At 72.2% G+C, this 16,123-nt stretch carries 15 protein-coding genes; 5 read left to right on the top strand and 10 right to left on the bottom strand.

Annotated features, from left to right (window positions below):
* Window positions 1-65: 65 nt before the first annotated feature.
* Window positions 66-1,001, bottom strand: coding sequence for a diacylglycerol kinase (locus AB0M35_RS25175; protein ID WP_363748404.1), 936 nt, complete (start codon window positions 999-1,001; stop codon window positions 66-68).
* A gap of 254 nt (window positions 1,002-1,255) precedes the next feature.
* Between AB0M35_RS25175 and lanKC the strand changes: the two genes are divergently transcribed.
* The 4 genes from lanKC (at window position 1,256) to AB0M35_RS25155 (ending at window position 7,557) form a co-directional block, all read left to right on the top strand.
* Entirely contained in the window at window positions 1,256-3,853 is a 2,598-nt protein-coding gene (lanKC, locus tag AB0M35_RS25170; protein ID WP_363748335.1) for a class III lanthionine synthetase LanKC, read from the top strand.
* 6 nt (window positions 3,854-3,859) lie between these two features.
* Window positions 3,860-3,979 carry a SapB/AmfS family lanthipeptide gene (locus AB0M35_RS25165; RefSeq protein WP_013734295.1) on the top strand — a complete coding sequence of 40 codons (120 nt, stop codon included), beginning with the start codon at window positions 3,860-3,862 and terminating at the stop codon, window positions 3,977-3,979.
* Window positions 3,980-4,051: 72 nt separating this feature from the next.
* Entirely contained in the window at window positions 4,052-5,779 is a 1,728-nt protein-coding gene (locus AB0M35_RS25160; RefSeq protein WP_363748333.1) for an ABC transporter ATP-binding protein, read from the top strand.
* The gene (locus AB0M35_RS25155; protein WP_363748332.1) at window positions 5,776-7,557 is read left to right on the top strand and encodes an ABC transporter ATP-binding protein; all 1,782 of its coding nucleotides are present in this window, start codon (window positions 5,776-5,778) and stop codon (window positions 7,555-7,557) included. The genes AB0M35_RS25160 and AB0M35_RS25155 overlap by 4 nt, the downstream gene beginning before the upstream one ends.
* A 136-nt stretch (window positions 7,558-7,693) precedes the next feature.
* Here the strand turns inward: AB0M35_RS25155 and AB0M35_RS25150 are convergent, their stop codons facing one another.
* From AB0M35_RS25150 to AB0M35_RS25115, 8 genes are all read right to left on the bottom strand, one after another.
* Entirely contained in the window at window positions 7,694-8,437 is a 744-nt protein-coding gene (locus tag AB0M35_RS25150; RefSeq protein ID WP_363748330.1) for a hypothetical protein, read from the bottom strand.
* A 355-nt stretch (window positions 8,438-8,792) separates the two neighbouring features.
* Entirely contained in the window at window positions 8,793-9,371 is a 579-nt protein-coding gene (locus tag AB0M35_RS25145; protein ID WP_363748328.1) for a response regulator transcription factor, read from the bottom strand.
* Between the two features lie 130 nt (window positions 9,372-9,501).
* Window positions 9,502-10,107 (bottom strand): response regulator transcription factor, encoded by a 606-nt coding sequence (locus AB0M35_RS25140; protein ID WP_363748327.1) that lies wholly within the window; start codon window positions 10,105-10,107, stop codon window positions 9,502-9,504.
* Window positions 10,108-10,604: 497 nt separating this feature from the next.
* Complete coding sequence (tatC, locus tag AB0M35_RS25135) at window positions 10,605-11,555, bottom strand: twin-arginine translocase subunit TatC (RefSeq protein ID WP_363748325.1); 951 nt, start codon at window positions 11,553-11,555, stop codon at window positions 10,605-10,607.
* 18 nt (window positions 11,556-11,573) lie between these two features.
* Window positions 11,574-11,861, bottom strand: a complete 288-nt coding sequence (gene tatA / locus AB0M35_RS25130; RefSeq protein ID WP_327025567.1) for a Sec-independent protein translocase subunit TatA — start codon at window positions 11,859-11,861, stop codon at window positions 11,574-11,576.
* A 214-nt stretch (window positions 11,862-12,075) separates the two neighbouring features.
* A complete protein-coding gene (locus AB0M35_RS25125; RefSeq protein ID WP_363748324.1) occupies window positions 12,076-12,324 on the bottom strand; it encodes a hypothetical protein in 249 nt (82 codons plus the stop codon).
* A 9-nt stretch (window positions 12,325-12,333) separates the two neighbouring features.
* A complete protein-coding gene (locus AB0M35_RS25120) occupies window positions 12,334-13,338 on the bottom strand; it encodes a YafY family protein (protein ID WP_363748323.1) in 1,005 nt (334 codons plus the stop codon).
* 52 nt (window positions 13,339-13,390) lie between these two features.
* Window positions 13,391-14,494: a WYL domain-containing protein gene (locus tag AB0M35_RS25115; RefSeq protein ID WP_363748321.1), complete on the bottom strand. Its 1,104-nt coding sequence runs from the start codon at window positions 14,492-14,494 to the stop codon at window positions 13,391-13,393.
* 235 nt (window positions 14,495-14,729) lie between these two features.
* On the opposite strand from AB0M35_RS25115, the gene AB0M35_RS25110 reads away from it, so the two are divergent.
* Entirely contained in the window at window positions 14,730-15,827 is a 1,098-nt protein-coding gene (locus AB0M35_RS25110) for a DUF3866 family protein (protein WP_363748319.1), read from the top strand.
* Between the two features lie 75 nt (window positions 15,828-15,902).
* On the opposite strand, the gene AB0M35_RS25105 is transcribed toward AB0M35_RS25110, so the two are convergent.
* Window positions 15,903-16,088, bottom strand: a complete 186-nt coding sequence (locus AB0M35_RS25105) for a hypothetical protein (RefSeq protein WP_363748317.1) — start codon at window positions 16,086-16,088, stop codon at window positions 15,903-15,905.
* Between the last annotated feature and the right edge of the window lie 35 nt (window positions 16,089-16,123).

Raw genomic sequence — 16,123 nt, 5'->3', positions numbered from 1 at the left:
TATTTCCCGACCGAAAGTGCAAGATCGACGCGCGCAGGGGGTGGGGGTGGGGCAAGGGGGGTGGTTTAGGGGAGGAGGAGGTGGAGGGCGGCGGGGGTGGCGGTGATGGTTACCGGGAGGGGTAGGCAGCGTTCACCGTCGGCGTAGCCGGTGATGCCGGCGGCGGCGATCTCCACCGTGCGCGCTCGGTAGCTGCGCGCGAGCGGGTGCTGGACGTGGGTGCCGCGGTAGATGTTCGGCTTCTCCCGGATCAGCATGCGGCGGTTGAACCGCCCGCCCACCACGACGTCGAGCAGTCCGTCGGTCGGGTCGGCGTCGGGGCAGATGAGCATCCCACCGCCGTAGGACCGGCAGTTGCCGACGGCCACCAGCACAGCGTCCGTCTCGTGGGTCACTCCGTCGAGGCGCAGCGTGTAGCGACGCGGACGCAGCCGGGCCAACTCCACCAGGATCGCCAGGTCGTAGCGGCGCGGGCCACGCGGCCAGCGCATCCGGTTGGCCCGTTCGTTGACGATCGCGTCGAAGCCGGCCGCGAGCACCGCACCGTACCAACGGTGCCCGCCATCCGCCCCGGTCATCCGGGCCAGGTCGACCGGGCGGGAACGGCCGTCCCGCAGCGCCGCCGCGATCGCGTCCGCGGCAGTCAGTGGGTCGGCGGGAAACCCGGTTTCGACGGCGAAATCGTTGCCGGTGCCCGCCGGCACCGCGCCGAACGGCACCCGGGTGCCCGCCACCGCCTGCAGGGCCAGGTGCACGGTGCCGTCGCCGCCCACCGCGACCAGCGCGGCCGCACCGCCTGCCACCGCCTCGTGGCAGGCGGCCTCGGCCTGTCCGCGGGTGCCGGCGTCCAGCACCCGTAGCGGACGTCCGCCCGCCGCCAGGCGGTCCAGCACCTGGGGCAGCAAACCCCGGTGGCGTCCCCGGCCGGCGGTGGGATTGGCCAGGACAGCGACCGGCCGATCGGCCGGCGCAGGGTGATCGTCTGCCGTCACGGCGTGCACCGTACCCGGCTCGGGCGCCACTGGACACCCGCCATCGGGCGCAGCCCGGCGACACCTGCGCCACCGAACCGCACGACCCGACCGCCCCGGCACGCCGTCACACCGGGACCCACCTGACATTTGTCATGGTCGATAGTGCGGCACGCATCCCACCTCATGACTGATCACACTGGATCCGCCATAGGCCGAACAGACAGACTCATATCAGCCAGCAGGACAAGGGGCTCAGCCGATCAGCGGAGGGAGTGGTCACGGTGGACGATCGTTACGACAGCTACTGCGCCGCCGACCGGCACTTCTACGACTCGCTCGGCAACGCCGCCGAACAGCCCACTTTCGCGGCGGCCCGGCGACCCCTGCCCGACGGTTGGCGTACCGAGCCGCTGGACGACTGGCTGATCTACGCCCCGGACGGCGGCTCGCTGCCCCAGCAGGGCTGGAAGATCCACGTGTCGGCGACCCTGGACAACGCCGAGCGGGTGCTGGACACCATCTGGGACTACTGCGTCCCGCGCGGACTGTCGTTCAAGTTCCTCCGGGGCCCCCGCACCCTGCTGCTGCGCAACTCCAAGTACGCCTCCCGGGCGGCCAGCGGCAAGTTCGTCACCGTCTACCCCCGCGACCACGCCGAGCTGGAGCTGGTCTGCAAGGAGCTCGACGAACTGCTCGCCGGCGAAGCCGGCCCGTACATCCTCAGCGACCTGCGCTACGGCGCCGGCCCGGTGTACGTACGCTACGGCGGCTTCGCCGCCCGCTACTGTCACTCGGCGGACGGGCAGGTCGTCCCGGCGATCGAGGACGACAACGGCACCCTGGTGCCCGACCGGCGTGACCCGGTCTTCCACGTACCGTCCTGGGTGACGCTCCCCGACTTCCTCGAACCGCACCTGGCCGCGCGCAACGCCACCAGCACCGATGAGGTGCCGTACCGGATCGAGAAGGTCATCCACTTCTCCAACGGCGGCGGTCTCTACATCGGCCGGGACCTGCGCACCGACACCCAGGTGGTGCTCAAGGAAGCGCGGCCACACGCCGGGCTGGACGCCGACGGCACCGACGCGCTGACCCGCCTGACCCGCGAGGCCGAGGCGCTGCGTCGACTCGCCGACCTGCCGCAGGTGCCCCGGGTGCACGACGAATTCACCCTCGGCGAGCACCGGTTCCTGGCGCTGGAGTTCATCGAGGGCCGGGCGCTGAACAAGGTGCTGGTCGACCGGTACCCACTGATCGACGCCGACGCCACCGACGCCGACCGCGCCGACTACACCCGCTGGGCGCTGGACGTCCACCGGCAGGTCGAGCAGGTCGTCCGGGCCATCCACGAACGCGGCCTCGTCTACGGCGACCTGCACCTGTTCAACATCATGGTCCGCCCCGACGACCGGATCGCGCTGGTCGACTTCGAGGTCGCCGCCCCGATCGACGGACACCGCCGACCCGGCCTGCGCAACCAGGGCTTCGCCGCCCCCCGGGATCGCAGCGGTCCCGCCGTCGACCACTACGCCCTGGCCTGCCTACGATTGGCGCTGTTCCTCCCGCTGACCCAACTGGTCCGGCTGGCGCCGGCCAAGGTCGCGCACCTCGCGGACGTGATCGCGGAGCGGTTCCCGGTGCCGAGAGAGCTGCTGGACGCCGCCGTCGCGGAGATCACCGGTGGCCATTCGGCCGCCGACCACCCGGCCGACCTCAGCGTCGACGTCGGGCCCGCACACCGCGACCGGCTGGCCCGGGCGATCCTGGCCAGCGCGACACCTGAGCGCGACGACCGACTCTTCCCCGGCGACATCGAGCAGTTCCGCAGCGGCGGACTCAACCTCGCCCATGGTGCCGCCGGAGTCCTGTACGCACTGCACGTCAGCGGCGCCGGACGTTGGCCGGAGCACGAACGGTGGCTGGTACGTCGGGCCACCTCACCGGCCTCCGGCACCCGCTGCGGCTTCTACGACGGCCTGCACGGCGTCGCGTACGCCCTGGAACTGCTGGGCCGGCGGCAGGACGCCCTCGACGTGCTCGACATCTGCCTGCGGCAACCCTGGGACGGGTTGGACCACAGCCTGGCCGGTGGCCTGTCCGGCATCGCGCTCAACCTCGCCGAGCTGGCCGGACGCACCGGTGAGACGGCTCTGCGCGACGCCGCCTGGCGGGCCGCCGAGCGGGTCGTCGATCAGCTCGCCGACGACCCGGGGTCGGACATCAGCGGCGGTCGGCACCCGTACGCGGGACTGCTGCGCGGTCGTACCGGGCCGGCGCTGCTGCTGGTACGGCTGCACGAACTGACCGGTGAGGTGGAGTTGCTGACGCACGCCGCCACCGCACTGCGGCAGGACCTGCACCGCTGTGTCGTCCGCCCGGACGGCGCGCTGGAGGTCAACGAGGGCTGGCGCACCATGCCCTACCTGGGGCAGGGCAGCGTCGGTATCGGGCTGGTGCTCGACCAGTACCTGCGGCATCGCGCCGACGAGCGGTTCGCCGAGGCGAGCGCCGGAGTACGTCGCGCCGCCCGGTCCCCGTTCTACGCGCAGTCCGGCCTGTTCGCCGGACGGGCGGGCATCGTCGCCTACCTCGCGGCGTACCCCGACGATGCGGTGCTGGCCGCAGAGCTGGCGACGCAGGTGGAACGTCTCGCCTGGCACGCCCTGCCGTACGCCGACGGGACCGCGTTCCCCGGTGAGCAGCTGTTGCGGCTCTCCATGGACCTCGGCACCGGCACCGCCGGCGTCCTGCTGGCGCTGGCCGCCGCCCGGCCCGACGCGCCGGTGACGCTGCCCTTCCTCGCGCCCCTGACGGGCGCCCCCGACACCCTCGCTGATGCGAGGGGAACCGATCAGACCGACCAGCACGGGAGGAGGTGACAAGACATGGCGCTTCTGGACCTCCAGGGCCTGGAGATGGCCCCCGCCGACCGCACCGGCGGCGGCAGCCGGGCGAGCCTGCTGCTCTGCGGCGACAGCTCGCTGTCCGTCACGACCTGCAACTGACGGGTCGCTACGCGAGGCCCTGGGCGGGTTTACGTACCCGCCCAGGGCCGCACGTCTTTCGCGGGAGGTCCGATGCCGACACTCACCGGCTCCGACCGGCTGTTACGCCGGGTGGTCCGTGACGGTGGCGGTTGGACCGTCCTGCTCGTGGTGGTGGCGCTCACCGGCGCCGCCGCCGAACTGGCGCTTCCGGCGGTCCTCGGGCTCGCCGTCGACGCCGCCGTCGGCGGGACGGCCTCCTGGTGGCCCGCCGTCGCCTGCGCGCTGGTCGCCGGCCTCCTGGTCACCGACATCCTCGGTGACCTCGCCGCCGGCTACGGCGCGGCGCGGGCCACCGCCCTGCTGCGGCGACGACTGCTGCGCCACCTGTTCGCCTGCGACGTACGCACCGTCCGCCGGTATCCGGTGGGCGACCTGGTCGGCCGCCTCGTCGGTCAGTCCGCCGACGCCGGGCAGGCCGGGACCGCCGTGGTGTTCGGCGTCATCGCCGTGCTCCCGCCGGTCGGCAGCGTCGTGGCGCTCACCCTGATCGAGCCGCTGTTGGGAATCACCCTCCTCGCCGGGCTGGCGCTACTCACGGTACTCATGCGCGCCTTCGTCACCGACGCCTCCGCCGCCGTGGCCGGATACCAGCGGGTGCTCGGCAACATCGCGGGCCGACTGTTGGAGGCGCTCGGCGGCGCCCGCACCATCGCCGCCGCGGCAACCGTCGACCGGGAACGCGACCGGGTGCTGGCCGCGCTGCCGGAACTGCGGGGGTACGGGCTGCTCGGCTGGCGGCTGCTGGCCCGGGCGAGCGCCCGCACCGCCGCCGTGGGGCCGCTGTTGCAGGCGGCCGTCGTGGCCGTCGGCGGGTACGCGCTCACCGTCGGCTGGCTCACCCCCGGGCAACTGGTCGCCGCGGTGCAGTACGCCGCCCTCGGCGCCGGGTTGGGCGCGGTGCTGGCCACACTCCACCGGCTGGTACGCGCCCGTGCCGCGGCCAGCCGGATCGCCGAGCCGCTGGCCCACCCGGCCAGCCGGTACGGCGACGAACCACTGCCACCCGGCCGGGGTGAGCTGCGGCTGTGCGGCGTCGGCGTGAACGGCGAGGACGGGCGTCCCGTCCTGGACGGCATCGATCTGCTCGTCCCGGCCGGCGCCACGCTGGCCGTCGTCGGGCGCTCCGGCGTCGGCAAGTCGACCCTCGCCGCCGTGGCCGGTCGGTTGCACGACCCGGATGCCGGTGAGGTGCTGCTGGACGGGGTGCCGCTACGCCGGTTGAGTCCGGCGGCGCTGCGCCGGGGCGTCGGGCAGGCCTTCGACCGGCCGGTCCTGGTCGGCGAGACGGTGCACGACGCGATCGGTCTCGCCCTGCCTGAGGATTCGGCCTGCCCGCCCACCGGTGACGCTCCGGCGACCACGGCGGTGCTGACTGTGGCGCGGGCCGCCCAGGTGGCCGACGTCGTCGCCCGGCTGCCCGACGGGTTCCGCACCCGGCTGGCGGACGCACCGCTGTCCGGTGGCGAGGCCCAACGCCTCGGGCTGGCCCGCGCGTTCCCAGCCGAGCGACTGCTGGTCCTCGACGACGCCATGTCCAGCCTGGACACCGCTACCGAACACCGGATCAGCCGGGCGGTGGCCGCGGGCGCCGACGGTCGTACCCGCCTGGTGGTGACCCACCGCGCGGCGACGGCGGCCGCAGCCGACCTGGTCGCCTGGCTCGACGGCGGCCGGGTACGGGCGGTGGCCCCGCACCGACAGCTGTGGACCGACCCGGACTACCGGGCCATCTTCACGCCCGACGGTGACCCCCGATGACCGGCGTACGCCGCACCACCTGGGCGGCGCTGCGTGCCCGCCGTCGCCCGCTGGGCCGACTGGCCGCCTGGTCGGTGGCCGAGTCACTGCCGGCGCTGCTCAGCGGCCTGCTCGTCGCCCGTGCGGTCGACCAGGGCTTCCTGGCCGGCCAGTTCGCCACCGGCCTGGCCTGGCTGGCCGGGCTCGCCGCCGCCGTGCTGGTCGGCGCGGTCGCCACCGGACGGGTGTACCGCAGCCTCGGTGCCGTGGTGGAGCCGTACCGCGACGAGTTGGCCGCCCGGGTGGTCAACGGCGCGCTGCGCGAGGCCACTCGGGCCGGTGGCCGGCCGGACAGCGCGGCCGTGGCCCGGCTGACCCAGCAGGTGGAGGTGGTCCGGGACACCTTCGGCGGGCTGCTGCTGGTGGTCCGCGGTTTCCTGTTCACCGCCGGCGCGGCACTGCTCGGCCTGCTCGCCCTGTCGCCGCCGCTGGCCGCGGCGGTGGCCGCGCCGCTGCTGCTCGGGCTGGCCGTGTTCGCGGCGGCACTGCCGGCGATGGTCACCACCCAGCGGGCGCAGGTGGCGGCCGGTGAGGAACTCGGCCGGTCGGCGGCTGCCGCGCTGACCGGGCACCGCGACGTGATCGCCTGCGGCGGGCAGGACCGGATCGTGGCCGCGGTCGACCGGCGGGTCGGCGTACAGGCCGCGGCCGAGCGGACGCTGGCCCGGATGGCGGCGCTGCGCAGCCTCAGCCTCGGGCTCGGCGGCTGGCTGCCCGTGGTGGTCCTGCTACTGGCCGCGCCGTGGCTGGTCGGGCGAGGGCTCAGCACCGGCGCCGTACTGGGTGCACTGGTCTACGTCACCACCGGTCTGCAACCCGCCCTGCACGCCCTGGTGCAGGGCGTGGGTGCCGGCGGCCTGCGCTACGCCGTCACCCTGGACCGGATCCTGCGCAGCTGCCCGCCGACCGGACCGGTCGTCGACCCGAGCAGAGGTTTAACCATCGCACCGCCAGGTCCACCCGCCGAACTGCCGTGCCCTGCCGTCGCTGTACCGCCGGCGGTCCGGGTCTGCGGGCTGACCTTCCGGTACGGCCCGCACGCGAAGCCGGTCCTGGCCGACTTCAGCCTGACCGTGGCCGACGGCGAACATCTGGCCGTGGTCGGGCCCAGCGGTGCCGGCAAGTCCACCCTGGCCGCTCTGATCGCCGGGCTGGTGTCGCCGGACTGCGGCACCGTGCACCTGGCCGACACGCCGGTCGCCGCCGTCGCGCCGGAGGCGTTGGCCCGGCTGCGGGTGCTGGTGCCGCAGGAGGCGTACGTCCGCACCGGCACTCTCGCCGACAACCTGCTGTACCTGTGCCCGGACGTGGACGAAGCGACCGTGGCGGCAGCCCTGGACGCGCTCGGGGCCGGGCCGCTGGTGGACCGCCTCGGCGGCCTGGCGGCCGAGGTCGAGCCCGGCACCCTCTCCGCCGGGGAACGCCAGCTCATCGCCGCGGTCCGGGCCTACCTCGCCCCGGCGCCGCTGGTCATCCTCGACGAGGCGACGTGTCACCTCGACCCGACCGCAGAGGCCACGGTCGAGCATGCCTTCGCCCGCCGTTCGGGAACCCTCGTGGTGATCGCGCACCGGATCAGCTCGGCGATCCGCGCCCGGCGGGTGCTGGTGTTCGACGGCGACCGGCCGCTGGTCGGCAGCCACGAGGAACTGCTGCGCCGCTCCCCCACCTACCGGGAGTTGGTCGGTCACTGGCAGGATCCGGCGCCACCGGCCCACCGGCCGCTCAGCCGGACGTGAGCACCCGGCGGACCGGGTCGCCTGGGCTCAGCCGGGCAGCCGGAACAACACCATGCTCACCCGTGTCAGGTCGCCGTAGGAGACACGCCGGGTGGTGTCGCCGTCGCCGGCCCGCACGGCCACCTAGAGCCGGATCTCAGTACCGGACGGCAACTCGACGTTGATGTCGGGAGTGTTCACGACGAAGATGCCGCCGACGGTGTCCGGGTTCCGCGAAATCCGTTTCGGTGCCACGAAACGCGTCAGCGTCACAGGTGTGCTGTCGACCGATGATCGCCGAATCGGTGAACTGCCAGATGCGCGGCATCATTTCCGGCCGCCCGTAACGGACCCAGCCCGGCCCCGAGTCGCCACCGGCCCGCGCGTACGCGGCCTTGAAATCCTCCGCGATCTGATAGGGGTAGTTGGCGTTCCAACGTGGGTAGTCGCCCAACTCGTTCGAGCCGTACTGGCCCCGCGAGGCGTACATGACAGCGGTTCGGCCGGTACGCGCCGTCAACTCCCGCGCGACCGCGACGCCGACCGTTGACGGCACGTCGTCGGTCGGCCAGCGTTCCAGGTCGATCTGCCAGAAGAACCGGTCGTACTCGCGCCACCAGGGGGTGTGTTCGTCGGCGTAGGCGATGGCCGTAGTGGCCTGTTCCTCGGCGATGACCTGGGAGTGCACCACGACGTACATCCCGAGGAAGGGAATGCCGGCGTCCTTCGCCGCGGTGAGCATCACCCCGTAGTACTGACTGTGGAAGACACCGGCGGCGGACTGCTCCGTACCTTTGTAGGTCATGAAGGATATTCCTGCCTCGCGGGCGTCGCGGACCCGGTCGACCGTCAGCCCCCGGCCGACGTCGTAGTCGCTCGCGTCCCAGCCGTAAAGCGTCACGTAAGGCACCTCCCGACCTGCTTGTCGAACGGTTGGGGAAAGCAAGGAAATGACCTCGACGGCACTCCTGGCGAGGCGGCGGAGAAACCGGTTGGCAATCTTCACGGAAATCACAGGCCGATCCTGAAAAGCGCCCACGGCCTCACGATTTTATGATCGACGATAATCGACACAGCCGATGCTACCGCCCCGACAGTGAATGCGAAATAGCTCGACAGCAGGTCTATTTCCGCAAACAATTCTCACCATCGAGGCCGCGGCACGACGGACCACGGCCGGCGGGCCGTACCGCCCGTGGACACTGCCGCCGCGATGGGTGGGAGCAGGTCGGCGAGCCAGCCGCCCACCCGGGCCGTCAGATCCAGCCGGCCTCGTGGGCCACCCGCACCGCCTCCACCCTGGTGCGTGCGCCGACCTTACGGGTGATCCGTCCGAGGTGGTTGCGCACTGTACCCGGGGCAAGACCGAGCACCCGGGCGACCTCCACGACCGGCGCCCCCGCTGCGGTCAGGTCGAGGATCTGGGTCTCCCGCGAGGTCAGCGGGCTCTCGCGGGTCAACGCCGCCATCACCAGATCGACGTCGATCACCGACTCACCCCGCGACAGCCGCCGGACCCCGTCCAACACCCGGCGCGGAGCAACGTCGCTGCCGAGAATGCCGAGGGTGCGTCCCGGCACCATCACCCGGTGCAGACGGCGGGTACGACGCTGGTCGACGAGCACCAGCAACGGACACCGCCCCGCCACGCTGGCCGCGTCGACCAGATCGAGGTCGATGACCGCCACGTCGGGGCGCTTGGTCCGGACCGCCTGAGGGAGGGCATCACCCCGATCCAGCTCCGCCACCACGCTGATGTCCGCCTCGGCGGCGAGAACGAGGGAGAGTGCGCCACGGACCAGAGCACCGTCGAGTGCGAGCAGGGTACGGATCACGGAGGACCTTCCCGGGAATCGCCTGGCGGATCACGAACCGTCAGAATTCAAACACGAACCGGCCGGTACCGCTCGTTGACGTCCACGACCCAGCGTCGGCTACCCGAGGGCGACCCGCTGGCCGCTCGGATCAGAACCAACCGTGCCGGCGGGCATGCCACACCGCCTCCATCCGGTTGCGGGCACCCGTCTTGCGCATGACCGCCGACAGGTGGTTCCGCACGGTCCCGTGCGCCAGGAAGAGCCGGCGGGCGATCTCCTTGAGCGGCAGACCCTCGGCGGCCACCCGGAGCACCTCCATCTCCCGACGGGTAAGCGGGCTGCGCGGCGGACGCAGCGCAGTCACCGCGACCTCCGCATCGATCACCCGTCCACCGGCTGCCACCTCACGTACCGCCTCGACCAGCGCCTCCACCGGAGCATCCATACCGATCAGCCCGTGCGCGCCGGCGGCCAGCAGGTCCCCGACCATCGCCGGGCTCCACCGGCGCCCCATGCCCAGCACCGCGGTGCCGGGCGCCGCCCCCGCGATCTGGGCGACCACCTCGACCGGCGGTGAGACGTCCGACGCCAGGTCCACCAGCACGACATCCGGGCGGTGCTGCCGCACCACGTCGGGCAGTTTCCCGGCTGCGGCCACCTCGGCGACCACCTCGATCCCATCCTCGCTCGACAGTGCGACGCACAGCGCGGTGCGCAGCAGGCTCATCTCCTCTGCGACGACGACGCGGATCAATGCCTGACTCCGATCTCGGGACGTACGCTGCCGCGGCAGGTCCCTTTCACAGGACTCTTCCGGGCAGCCGGGGGTGGTGGCCGGATCTTTCGCATGACACGAGCGCCACAGGGACAGCAGGCCGGAAACGGCGGACGCGCGGGCAGCCACGGTGACCTGCCGCCGCGCCCACAGGACCCACGACTACCCGGCCCGGACGCACACCGCCGAGGCCGCCGCGCCAGCCGTGCAGATGCAGGTCAAGTCGACGGACGGTAACGCAGGGTCAGGCGACGCACGTGGCAACAGCCTTCCTCATCGGGTGCGACAACACATCGTAAAGATTCCATTACCCAGATGTTGCACCCTGGAGAGCGGATGACGGATTACCGACTGCATCGCTGACAGACGGCAAACCGTGCGCTAGACCCCCGGCAAACGACACGGGGGCCGGTTGGCGTTGCGGTCCGTACCACGTACCGCCGCTGACGGGCTGCCCCACCGTGTGGGGCAACCCGTCAGGTCACGTCGTCGTAACGCCGCTCGATCGGCTTGGGCGCCGTGATCGGCTCCGGGGCGTCGATCGGGCTGGCCTGGTCCACCGGCCGTCCCACCTCCACCGGCTCCCGGTCGACCTCCAGCGGGGAGGCCTCGTCGTCGCCGACACCGGCGTAGACCTCCTTGCCGCGGCCCTTGCGCCTGTCGTTGAGGAAGGCCACGCCGACCGCGATGAAGTACAGCAGGCTCAGGCAGAGCGCCAACAACGTCATGCCGAACGGACCCGGGTCGGGCGTGGCCACCGCCGCAAACGCGAAGCAGATGAAGACCACCACTCGCCACCAGCTCAACAGCCGCTTGGCGCTGACGACCCCGGTGAAGTTGAGCATCAGCAGGGTGAGCGGGAACTCGAAGGCCACTCCGAACAGCAGGATCATGGTGGTGACGAAGCTGATGTAGCGGGTCACCTCCAGCTGCGAGTCGGTGCCGGTGACACCGGCCTCCAGCAGGAACGCCAGGCCCTTGTCGACCACGAAGTAGGCGAGCACCGCACCGGCGGCGAACAGCGGCGCCGCGATCGTGACGAAGACGTACGCCCACTTGCGCTCGTGCCGGTGCAGGCCGGGCGCGATGAACGCCCACAGCTGGAACAGCCAGACCGGGGCGCCGATGATCAGCCCGATCCAGAGCGCCAGTTTAAGCTTGAGGATGAAGCCGTCGGCGGGGGCGAGCATCAGGAACTGCTGACACTCGCCGTCGACCATCATGCCGGGCAGCCGGCAGTACGGCTGGGCCAGCAGGTCGAAGGCAGGCTGGGCGAGCGCGAAGCCGGCGATCAGCCCGACCACGATCGCCAACGACGCCCGGAACAGCCGGGTACGCAGCTCGCGGAAGTGCTCGACCAGAGTCATCGAGCCGTCGGCGGCCCGTTCGAACTTGCTCGGGCCACGCTTACGCAGGGCGAAGGCCACGGTGGTCGGGCCCCTCGCTCAGTTGTCGCGGACGCGCTGCACCGGGTCGACGACCGGCTGCTGCACCGTGCCCTGGTACGGCTGCTGCTGCGGGGGCTGCGGCGTCAGCGGCTGGTAGCCGGCCTGCGCGTCGGCCTTGCCGGCCAGGTCGCGGTCGTCGTCGTCAGCCAGGCTCTTGGTCTCGGCCTTGATGATGCGCAGCGAACGGCCCAGGGAGCGCGCCGCGTCGGGCAGCCGCTTCGCACCGAAGAGCAGGATCATCACGACCACGAGTACGGCGATGTGCCAGGGCCTGAGGGCACCCATGTGAAGCTCCAGTCGCTTGTGTCAATGGGGGTGGTTCCGCAGCCCATCGTACGTGCGACGCGAGCTGTTGCCACCCACCGGGCGGTGGTGGATCGTTCCGGCGGGTGAAGTCTCAGCCACCCGCAAGTGTCCCGTCAACCGGACGACTGGATCTTCGTCCTCGAAGCCGGGGTCGACTGCCCAGCAGGCCGGCGGCGCAGACCCCAACATCTGCTCAGCCGCCGCGGCGGGCCCTGATCAGAGTCAGTCGTTGCTGGGTCGTCTCCAGTCGGCCCTGCAATCCCTCAGCCTGCTGCTGGAGGCTTTCCGCCGCCACCTGCAACGCCACCGCCTCGTCGGCCCGCCGTTGCAGGCGCACCGCAGCCCGGCGCAACTGCGGCAATCGGGCCAGCACGGGACGGACCGCCAGCGCGAAAACGACCAACGGCACCAGCACCAGCGCGAGCACGATCCACTTCAGCACGGCGCCAGCCTACTGCCTGGGCACGGCCGCCGCCGGGTCCGCGCCGGGCAGCACCGGCGTCGCGTACGCCTCCAGGGCCGCCACCGCCGAGTCCCGGACCTGCTCGGCCAACTCAGCCGGGGCCAGCACGGTGACCTCCGAGCCCAGGCCGAGCACGAACCGCCGGGCCCAGCCGAGGTCGGTGACCCGCAGCCAGACCACCCACTGTTCGCCGTCGGACTCGACCCGCTCACACGGGTAGTACTCGGTGATCCAGCGCTCACCCCGGCCGATCCGCAGGGTGATCAGCGGCAGGTCCGGCGAGGGGCGGAACACGCCCTCGCTGAGATCCTGCGGACGGGCCTGCGGCGGCACCATGGCCGGCTCGTCCAACTCGGTGACCGCGTCGATGCGGTCGGCCCGGAACAGTCGTACCGCCTCGGCTCGTCGACACCACGCCTCGACGTACGCCCGACTATCGGACATCAGCATCCGCAGCGGGTCGATCACCCGCTCGGTGGTCTCGTCGCGCGCCCACGTGTAGTAGGTGATGCGCAGCGCACGCCCACCCTCCACCGCGGCGCGCAACTGCTCGACCCGCCGCGCGTCACCGGGCAGCCGAACCTCCACCGGTGCCGCCACCAGGTCGCCGCCCGCGTCCTCGATCTTCGCGAGGGCCCGCTCGACGGCCTCCCGGTTGGCCACCCCCGGGGTTTCGGCCAACATCCGCAAGGCGACGACCAGGGCGAGGGCCTCGTCCGGGGTGAGCCGCAGCGGCCGGTCGATGCCGGCGTCGTAGGTGATGGTCACCCGGTCGCCGTCGAAGGCCATGTCGATGAGGTCACCCGGACCGTAGCCGGGCAGACCACAGACCCACAGCAGTTCCAGGTCCTCACGCAACTGCCGCTCGGTCACCCCGAGGTCACCGGCCGCCTCGGCGATCTCGATGCCGGGCCGGGCAAGCAGGTAGGGCACCAGGTTGAGCAGCCGCGCCAACCGGTCGGCGGAGGTACGGGTGCCGGCCTTCGCACTCACCGGACCACTCCTCCGTTCGCGACTGCGGGGCTCGCAAGCTCACTCCTCACACTCACCGGGCCGACCTTCCGTTCGCGACTGCGGGGCTCGCAAGCTCACTCCTCGCACTCACCGAACCGGCCCTCCGTCCGGCGGCTGCAGGGCTCGCAAGCTCACTCCTCGCGCTCAGTTGCCCCACCGCCAGGGAGTCGTGGCGGACGGCGATCTCCTTGAGGCGCTGGATGACCGCGTCACGCACCTCGGGTGGATCCAGCACCCGCACCTCGGGTCCGTAGCCGACGAGGTGGCTGGCGAGCAGATCCACGTCGGTGTACGGCAGGACCAGGCGGTCGGCCTCCGGCCCGCAGGTCACCTCGACAGCCACCCGACGCAGCCCGGCGGCCCGCCCGGGGGTGACCAGTACGGTGGCCCGTCCGGCGTGCTCGGTCGGGCCGGACCAGCGGGCCACGTGGCTGATCAGGTCGACACCGACCGGCGGTTGGTAGGCGCCGGCCGTACCCGCGGCGCGCACCGGGCCGACCACCCGGGACAGCCGGAAACAGCGGGTGGCGTCACGATCGAGATCGTGGCCGACCACGTACCAGCGTCCACGCCAGCAGACCACACCCCACGGCTGGAGTCGCCGGTGATCGGGTGCGTCCCGGTCGGGTACCCGGTAGTCGAAGCGGACCTCACGCCGGTCCCGAGCGGCGGCGGCCAACGGCGCGAACGCCGGGTCGACGTTGACCATCGGTTCGAGCCCGAGCGTGGCATGGGGGTCGACGTCCACGCCGGCGGCGCGTAGCTTCGCCAGGCCGGACGACGCGGCCGCCGCCAGCCCCGCGTGCTGCCACAGCCGGGCGGCGATGCCCACCGCGGCGGCCTCATCCGGCTTGAGCGGGATCTCGGGGAGCGCGTACTCCCGCCGGGCGATCCGATACCCGGGCTCCGTGTCGAAGGCACTCGCTGTGCCGGTCTCCAGCGGTACGCCCAGATCCCGCAGCTCGGCCTTGTCCCGCTCGAACTTGCGCTGGAACGCCTCGTGCTCACGAGCATCGTCCGGATCGTGCTCATAACCGGGTACGGTCGCGGCGATCTGCGCGGCGGTCAGGAACCGCCGCGTAGACAGCAGACAGATCACCAGGTTGACCAGGCGTTCGGTGCGGCTGCGCGACACCCCGTAGACGCTAGCAGCCGACCCGCCCCACACATGCACCCGCGCCGACGTGCCGACCCCCACCGCCATCCAATCCCGCCGATCTTGCACTTCCGGTCGCCGAATTGCCCCCTTCGCCCGTTATGCCTCGACAGGAAGTGCAAGATCGACGGAGCGAGAGGGCGGGGGGCGGGGCGAGGGGTGGGGGTGGGGGTGGGGGTGGGTGGAGGGGGTGTGGGGGGTTAGCGTGCGGGGCATGGTGCGGTGGCGGGTGGGAACGGTGGCTGGGGTACGGCGGCGGTGGGTGGGGGCCGTGGAGTTGGATGTCACGCTCGTTGACGGGACGGCGATGCGGGCGCTGGCGTACCCGGAGCTGGTGGGCGTGCCGGAGGTGGGCGACCGGGTGCTGCTCAACGCCGGGGCGCTGCTGATGGGGTTGGGCACCGGCGGGTACGCCCTGGTCGTGGCGCTGCCGGACCGGCTGCCGCCGGATCCGCCGCAGGCGGTCGACAGTCGCGACGCCGGTCACCTGGTGAAGGCCCGCTACACCCCGCTGCAACCGATTCTGCTCGGCGTCGACGAGGAGGCGTCACCGCACCACGAGGTGCTGGCCGCCGCCGAGGACCTGGCCGGGCTGCCGGTGGTGACCGCCGACCTGCACTCGGCGCTGCCGGCGATCCTCGCCGGCATCCGCGTAGACGCCCCGCAGGCCCGGGTGGCGTACCTGCTCACCGACGGTGGGGCGCTGCCGGCCTGGTTCTCCCGTACGCTGTCCGCCCTGCGCGACGAGTTGGTCGGCACGATCAGCGTCGGGCAGGCGTTCGGCGGGGACCTGGAGGCGTCCACGCTGCACAGCGGCCTACTCGCCGCCCGGCACGTGCTGCACGCCGACGTGGCGGTGGTCGCGCAGGGCCCGGGCAACCTCGGCACGGGTACCCGTTGGGGCTTCTCCGGCGTGGCGGTGGGCGAGGCGGTCAACGCGGTCGCCACGCTGGGCGGCCGGCCGGTCGGCTCGTTGCGGATCTCCGATGCCGACCCGCGAGCGCGGCACCGTGGCGTGTCGCATCACAGCCTGACCGCGTACGGCCGGGTGGCGTTGGCCCGCGCGGAGCTGGTGGTACCCGACGGCCTGGACCCGGCGCTGGCCGCCGAGGTCGACGCCGCGCTGGCGCCGCTCGCCGAACGGCACACCGTGCTGCGGGTGGACACCGCCGGGCTGGACGCCGCCCTGCGCAACAGCCCGGTGCCGTTGTCGACGATGGGCCGCGGGCTGGACGCCGATCACGCTTACTTCCTGGCCGCCGCCGCCGCTGGCCGGCACGCCGCCCGCCTGCTCGGCACCGCTGCGGCCTGAGCCGACCGGGGGGTACGCGTTAAAAGGGGGCCCCTGCTCTACCGCAGGCGTTAATAAGGGGCCCTTCCTTACACCTCAGGCAAAGATGATCAAGGCGAGCCAGGCGCCGACGATCAACGCCAGCGCCAACGCCAGCACCCAGGTCGGGACGGTGTACTCGCCTCGGCGATTGCGTTCGATCTCGGCGCGGACCTTGTCGCGGCGGCGTTCGAGCCAACCCTGCCGCTGGGCGCCCGTGGTGGGAGGTTCGGAAGGAAACATGGTCCGGCCAGCCTACCCGGGCCCGCCCGACACGG

It is taken from the genome of Micromonospora sp. NPDC051196, from assembly GCF_040682415.1.
Lineage (GTDB): Bacteria > Actinomycetota > Actinomycetes > Mycobacteriales > Micromonosporaceae > Micromonospora.
The sequence above is the reverse complement of the archived record's forward strand: the minus strand, read 5'-3'. Positions and strand labels throughout refer to the sequence as shown.

Bases quoted from the DNA above. Each gene is read 5' to 3' on its own strand.
- AB0M35_RS25155 (WP_363748332.1), top strand. From the start codon at position 5,776: ATGACCGGCGTACGCCGCACCACCTGGGCGGCGCTGCGTGCCCGCCGT.
- tatA (WP_327025567.1), bottom strand. From the start codon at position 11,861: ATGGGTGCCCTCAGGCCCTGGCACATCGCCGTACTCGTGGTCGTGATG.
- AB0M35_RS25165 (WP_013734295.1), top strand. From the start codon at position 3,860: ATGGCGCTTCTGGACCTCCAGGGCCTGGAGATGGCCCCCGCCGACCGC.
- AB0M35_RS25105 (WP_363748317.1), bottom strand. From the start codon at position 16,088: ATGTTTCCTTCCGAACCTCCCACCACGGGCGCCCAGCGGCAGGGTTGG.
- AB0M35_RS25110 (WP_363748319.1), top strand. From the start codon at position 14,730: ATGGTGCGGTGGCGGGTGGGAACGGTGGCTGGGGTACGGCGGCGGTGG.
- AB0M35_RS25160 (WP_363748333.1), top strand. From the start codon at position 4,052: ATGCCGACACTCACCGGCTCCGACCGGCTGTTACGCCGGGTGGTCCGT.